A 6,362-nucleotide genomic window follows, 5' to 3' on the forward strand; every position below is an offset into this window, starting at 1 on the left:
AGCAGGACGGTGCGGGTATCACCGGCGACGATCGGCGACGTCGGGATGCTGGAGGAAGAAGACACGTGGCAGAGCTCCGGGGTCGTCGGTAGTCCGAAGAATTCGGTAGTCCGAGCGGGGGAAGATGAAGGGGGAGGGGTGGCGCGGCGGACGTTCAGTCGCGGCCGTGGATGAGAAGACCGATGCCGTAGCCGAGGAGGCCAGCCACGAGCAGGGCGGCCACCGGGTGCTCGGCGACCTGATGGGTCACCTCGCGGCCACCCTGGCGCAGATACCGGCCACCGTTCTCGTAGGCGTCATCGGCGTAGTCGTAAGCCTCGCGGCCGGCATTGCGGACGGATCGCTCCGCGCGCTCATAGGTGTCGCCCGCCGCGTCCTGCGCCTGGCGTGCGCGGGCCTTGATCTCGCGTCCGTCGGACCCGGCGACATCGTCGACGGCGTCGCGGATGCGTCCGCCGACATCGCGGGCAGCGTCAGCGGCGTAGTCTGCGGCGTCGCCGACGGCGTCCTTCGCCTGACCATAGAGGTTCTCGGCCGTGCCCTGGACTTCGCGCGCCCGGCCCTCGACCGAGTTGCGGTTCGAACCGGTCATGTCGCCGACCGCGCCCTGGATCTTGCCGCCGAGTTCTTTCGCGGCCCCGGTAATCCGATTGGTATCGACCATGATGTTCACTCCTGTGTCTGTAAAATCTCGACCGGACGATGTCCGGCGCCGTCAGCCTCACCCTAAGTCTCGGAAACGCTCTTGGGTTTCACTGTGGACTTCGGTAGTTTTTGCTGAGATCATCCTTCGCTCACCGCGTTTTGATCACCGATCAGCTTGCCGACGGCTTCTTATACCGAGCCATTGAGTGTTTCAGCCGCGATTGCGGACTTGGAAACGCTCATGAATCGATTCGAATACCGGATCGGCCTGACAACATGTCTTGATGTCTTGCGGCTCAGCACCTCAGTTGGCGCCTGCCGACCACCGATCAATGATGCATTCGTACTGGTAGAGCGATTTTATTTAACCGGCAGAGCCCGCAGGAAAGCCATTGTTGCGCCCCCAGACGATCGCCTCGGATCGCTTGTGCACGCCCAGTTTCCGGTAGAGGGCGGCGGCATGATTCCGGACCGTGTTGCGCGACAGGGTCAGGCGCTTGGCGATGGCATCGTCACCGAGCCCCGAACAGATGAGATCGAGAATCTGCCGCTCGCGGACCGTCATGTTCGGCGAGACGGAATCCTTGTGCTCGCCACCCGGCCGACGCAGGTTGGCGAGCTTGTCGATGAGCCCCCGGCTGAACCAAGAGGTATCGGCCATGACGGTCTCGATGGCCTCGAACAGGTCACGCTCGCCGCGCTTGCGCTCGGTGATGTCCTGCAGGACGAGGAGTGCGTAGATGTCGTCCCCGATCTCGACCCGCTCGGCGGAGACGAGACAATCCAGGCTGGTCCCATCCTCGTGCTGCAGGCAGACTTCGAGCCCGAGGACGTAGCCGGTCATGGCCACGGCACTCTCGAACTTCTCGCGGGCCGCATCGTGGACCCAGAGCCCGAGTTCCGCCGGTGAGCGCCCGGCGACAGTCTCGGCGGAATGGCCGAAGACCCGGGTGAAGGCCTCGTTCACCCCGGTGATGGCGAAAGAGTTCGCCCGCGCGAGCACCGTCGGCACGGGGGTGAGGCTGAAGGCCTTCGCGAAGCGCTCCTCGCTCTGACGCAAGGCCATCTCGGCCTTCCGACGCAATTCGAGATCGGCGAAGGTGAAGAGCATGCACGGCTCTTCGCCGAACTCCATCGGCTGGCCGGCGACGATGACGTGGCGCACGCCGCCATCGGGAAGGTCGAGACAGGCTTCCATCTGCGGGATGGTGCCGCCTTCGTTCAGACGCGAGATGGCCAGATCCCGGCTGCGGGCGCCCGCCAAGACATCGACCTCGTAGACGCTGCGGCCGATGACGGCATCGCGGGTGTACCCCGTCATCTCGAGGAAGCCGAGATTCACCTTGACGTGTCGCAGGTCCGCGAGCCGGCAGATCACCGCCGGGGCCGGATTCGCGTTGAACGTCTTCTCGAAGCGGTCCTCGGCCTCGAACTGATCCGAGACGTCCTTGAGAATCAATGCGAGGCAACTGGGATTGCCGTCGCGATCGGTGGCCACGAGGCTGCGCAAGGAATGGACGAAGGTGACGTCCGGCTCGTCGGTGCGCGTGACCTCCACGACCACGTCGTGGAACGTCTCACCGGCAACGACGCGCTCGATCGGGTATTGATTGGGCGTGCGGTTGTTGCGGTAGCGCAGGGAGAAGCGCTCGCGATAGATGTCGACGGTCTCTCCGAGCTCGCTCACGGATTCCGCCCCGTGCATCGCCAGGGCCGCTTCGTTGGCATAGGCGATGGTCTGGTCCGGCTCGACCAGGATCACGCCCTCGCTGAGGCCGGCGATGATCTGCCGGAGTTCGTACCTGTCGACGCCGAGTGTCACTGTGGCTCCAATAGCTTCATGGACCGGGCCACGGCCCAGCCTTCAACCAATGCGTGGGCGGTCAGTTCCAGGTTCACTCGGGAAGAGCCTGGTATATCTGAGTGGTCCACAGGACTGTCATGGAGCGGACAGGGAAGTACCCATTCAAGGGGCACCCTTGGTGCGCCGGAGGCCTGTCTACTCTTGCAAAGATCGACATTTGTATTTTCGCATCGGAGCAGTCTCGTCGAAGAGACGCATCGGCGGACAGGCATCGAAGAACCGGTCGTCCCCTCGTCTTTCCTCGACCTGACAAACCCATCGCTCCCGTCGGATTTCGGAGGTGCGTCGGCCCAATGATCGGATTCCGGTCCGGGACGCGTAACCGGGGGAGGGCGATCACCGAAATCCTTCTCATGGCCGCCGCAGAACCCGGTGTCACGACGAAGGACCGCGTCCCATGAGCTTTCTCGCCCACACCGTCTCCGTCGTCCCTTGCCGCCGATGCCACGGGCGCGGACTCGCGGGCGAAGGGCGGTGTGGCCAAGCCCACGGCGACGACTTAGGATCTCGTCCGTGAGCCTGGCGCAGGCGGCGCATTCGGGCCGCCTGTCCGTCCTGCAGGCTCGGCCTGCGGATTCCGGAAGCATCGCGACCATGCCCGCACGATCGATGGCATCGTCCGGCGAGGCCTCGCTGTCGGCCGCGATGCAGGCGGCTCAGAACGGCGATGCCGCAGCCTACCGTGCGCTCCTGCGCGACTGCGTTCCCGTCGTTTCCGCGATGGCGAGGTCCAAGGGTGTCCAGGGCACGGGCATCGACGACGTGGTTCAGGAGACCCTGTTGACGATCCACCGGGCGCGGGCCAGCTACGACCCCGCCCGGCCTTTCCTGCCCTGGCTCCGTGCCATCGCCCACCGGCGCGCCATCGATGCCCTACGCCAGGGCAGCCGCCGGCCGCGCGAGGTCGACGACCCGATCGCCTACGAGACACGCGCCGACGATGGCCCCCTGCCGGGGCACGATCTGGAGGACCGCGACCGTCGCCGGGCCGTGGTCCAGGCCGTCGCCCATCTTCCCCCGGGGCAGCGCGAAGCGATCGAGCACATCGCCCTGCACGAGCTCTCGCTCGACGAGGCCTCCCTCCTCACCGGGAGGACCAAGACGGCGCTGAAGGTCAACTTCCATCGAGCCCTCAAGGCGCTGCGTGCCTCTCTCTCATCCAGCAAGGAGGGTTCGGATGTCTGATCCCGCCAGACACGAACGTCTCGTCGAGGAGCTGGCCCGGTCGCTCGCGCCGATCCGCCCGCTTTCCGGGCCGGGATGGCGGGCCTTCGCCTGGATCTCCGCCGTGCTCGGCCTGGGTATTGTCCTTCTGCCCCTGTCGGATGCCGCCGCCATGCAAGCGCGTCTCGGCGTTCCGGATCTTCGCTATGCCGCGCTCGGCGCGATCCTGACGAGCGTGGCTGCGGCCTTCGCCGCCTTCCAGAGCAGCGTGCCGGGCCGCAGCCGGGCCTGGGCCCTGCTGCCGATCCCGCCCCTCGTCCTGTGGCTCGGCGTCAGCGGGCTCGGCTGCCTGCGCGCCTGGCTCGCTCCGGCTTCGAATCTCGCCGAAGCCGGGGAGATGCGCGGCTGCTTCGTCTTTCTGATTGGCGTCTCGCTGCCGCTCTCGGTCCTGCTGGTGACGATGCTGCGCCGGGCCTGCCCGTTGAACCCCGGACTCACGGCGGCCTTGGGGGGGCTCGCGGTCGCGGCGGCCGCGGCGGCGCTTCTGGTGCCGTTCCATCCTCACGACGCCACCGCGACGGATCTCGCCGTGCATCTCGTGGCCGTCCTCATCGTGGTCGGCCTCAACGGGCTCTTCGGCGGCCGCTTCCTCGAGGGAACGACCGACCGACGCTCCGCCGCCACGGCCGTGGATACCGATCCGTAGGCGGGCAGGAGGCGTCTCGCGCCGCCCGGTTAGAATGGCCTTAATCATGCGGCGCTACACTTCCGCCGACCGGACCTTCCGTCCGCCGGCGACACGCATGACCGTGACATCTCCCTCGGCGCAGATCGGCACGCCGACCTACAGCCTCGTCGTTCCCGTCTTCAACGAGGAGGTCGTACTGCCGGTGCTGCTGCACCGCCTCGACCAGCTCCTCGCCAAGCTCGACGGGCCGGCGGAGGTGATCATCGTCGATGACGGCAGCACCGACATGACGGGCATCGTCGCCGCCGGCCGCGCCAAGGACGATCCGCGCTATCGCTATCTCGCCCTGTCGCGGAATTTCGGCCATCAGGTCGCCATCACCGCCGGGATGGAGCGCGCCGCGGGCGCCGCCGTCGTGGTGATGGATGCCGATCTTCAGGACCCGCCGGAGGTCGTCCTCGAGCTCGCCGCCAAATGGCGCGAGGGCTACGAGATCGTCTATGCGAGGCGCCTGAGCCGGGAGGGCGAGAGCCGCTTCAAGCGCTGGACCGCCGGCCTGTTCTACCGCCTCATCCGGGCGCTCACCGCCATCGACATCCCGGCCGACGTGGGCGATTTCCGCCTCGTCGACCGCAAGGCCCTCGACGCCTTCCTCGCCATGCCCGAACGCGACCGCTTCGTGCGCGGCATGTTCAGCTGGATGGGCTTCCGCCAGACCGCCGTGCCGTTCCACCGTCTCTCGCGGACCCTGGGCCAGACCAAATACGGCTGGTCGAAGATGCTGCGGCTCGCCTTCGACGGCATCGTCGGCTTCTCCGACATCCCTCTCCGCTTCGCCCTCTGGGCCGGCACGGGGGTGTCCCTCTTCGCGCTGGCTTATGGATTCTACATCGCCGTGCGCGCCCTCTACGACCCGGCCCTGGTCAGTGGATGGGCCTCCATCGTCGTCCTCGTCTCGTTCCTGGCCGGCATGAACCTGCTGATGACCGGCATCGTCGGCCTCTATGTCGGACGCATCCATACCGAGGTGAAGAAGCGCCCCCTCTACGTGGTCGGCCGGGCGGTGGGGTTCCCGGAGGACGAGCAGGACGCGACATCGAGGATTGCGGCATGACCAGCGCCTTCGACGCGTACCGCACGAGCTACGATGCGGTGGTCCAGGATTCCATCGCCTTTTCCGGGCTCGAACACGGCTTCTTCCTGGACGCGAAGGCCGATCTGCTCGCGGACGTATTCGGCCGGCATTTCGGGACCTCCCGCCCGTCGCTCCTCGATGTCGGCTGCGGCGTCGGCCTCCTCCATCGCCGCCTTGCCGGCATCGTCTCGGGGATGGCCGGCACCGATCCTTCGCCGGAATCCGTGGCCCGTGCGGAGAGCGAGAACCCCGGCAACCGCTACCGCCTCCAGGAGGGCGGCACCTTGCCCTTCGAGGACCGAGCGTTCGACGCGACGCTGGCCGTCTGCGTCTTCCATCACGTCCCCGTCGCGGAGCGTTCCGGCCTGCTGGCCGACATGCGGCGCGTCACCCGCCCGGGCGGGCTCGTGGCGATCATCGAGCACAACCCGTGGAACCCGCTGACGCGCCTCGCGGTGTCGCGCTGTCCCTTCGATCACGACGCCGTCCTGCTCGGTGCCCGCGAGACCCGGGCGCTCCTCGCGGAACGAGGGCTGCGGGACATTCGCAGCCGATACTTCCTGGCCTTCCCGTTCCGGCGGGGATGGGTGCCCGGTGTCGAGAAGGCCATCGGCCGGATGCCGCTCGGCGCGCAGTTCCTGGCCTGCGGGACGGTTTGACCCCGCATCGAAGACGGGAGCCGGGTCTCGGCCGGACGACCACGCCGCAGGCTCGATTCGGCCTCTACAATCATCATCCCTTGATCATCTGACGCCGAGCCTCTATCCGGGCGGCGTCTTTCGCCCGGCTCGACACCTCGAGCGCCGCCCTGGGCGACCGCTCATGTGACTTTGTTTTAGGAATGTGACGATGGCCAAAGAGAAGTT

6 protein-coding genes are annotated in these 6,362 nt (G+C 66.9%); 4 read left to right on the forward strand and 2 right to left on the reverse strand.

Annotated elements, in window-relative coordinates; genetic code table 11:
- Positions 1-154 precede the first annotated feature (154 nt).
- The gene (locus MBTS_RS22175; protein WP_192216496.1) at positions 155-664 is read right to left on the reverse strand and encodes a CsbD family protein; all 510 of its coding nucleotides are present in this window, start codon (positions 662-664) and stop codon (positions 155-157) included.
- Positions 665-1,009: 345 nt separating this feature from the next.
- A complete protein-coding gene (locus MBTS_RS22180) occupies positions 1,010-2,467 on the reverse strand; it encodes a helix-turn-helix transcriptional regulator (protein ID WP_056159186.1) in 1,458 nt (485 codons plus the stop codon).
- Positions 2,468-3,118: 651 nt separating this feature from the next.
- On the opposite strand from MBTS_RS22180, the gene MBTS_RS22185 reads away from it, so the two are divergent.
- The 4 genes from MBTS_RS22185 to MBTS_RS22200 all read left to right on the forward strand — a co-directional run bounded on the left by MBTS_RS22185 (position 3,119) and on the right by MBTS_RS22200 (position 6,155).
- Positions 3,119-3,694: an RNA polymerase sigma factor gene (locus tag MBTS_RS22185; protein ID WP_147833410.1), complete on the forward strand. Its 576-nt coding sequence runs from the start codon at positions 3,119-3,121 to the stop codon at positions 3,692-3,694.
- Complete coding sequence (locus tag MBTS_RS22190) at positions 3,687-4,379, forward strand: NrsF family protein (RefSeq protein ID WP_192216497.1); 693 nt, start codon at positions 3,687-3,689, stop codon at positions 4,377-4,379. Before MBTS_RS22185 ends, MBTS_RS22190 begins: the two co-directional genes overlap by 8 nt.
- Positions 4,380-4,476: 97 nt before the next feature.
- Positions 4,477-5,475, forward strand: coding sequence for a glycosyltransferase family 2 protein (locus tag MBTS_RS22195; protein WP_056146692.1), 999 nt, complete (start codon positions 4,477-4,479; stop codon positions 5,473-5,475).
- Entirely contained in the window at positions 5,472-6,155 is a 684-nt protein-coding gene (locus MBTS_RS22200; RefSeq protein ID WP_192216498.1) for a class I SAM-dependent methyltransferase, read from the forward strand. The genes MBTS_RS22195 and MBTS_RS22200 overlap by 4 nt, the downstream gene beginning before the upstream one ends.
- Positions 6,156-6,362 lie beyond the last annotated feature (207 nt).

This window comes from Methylobacterium bullatum (genome assembly GCF_014845095.1).
GTDB lineage: Bacteria > Pseudomonadota > Alphaproteobacteria > Rhizobiales > Beijerinckiaceae > Methylobacterium > Methylobacterium bullatum.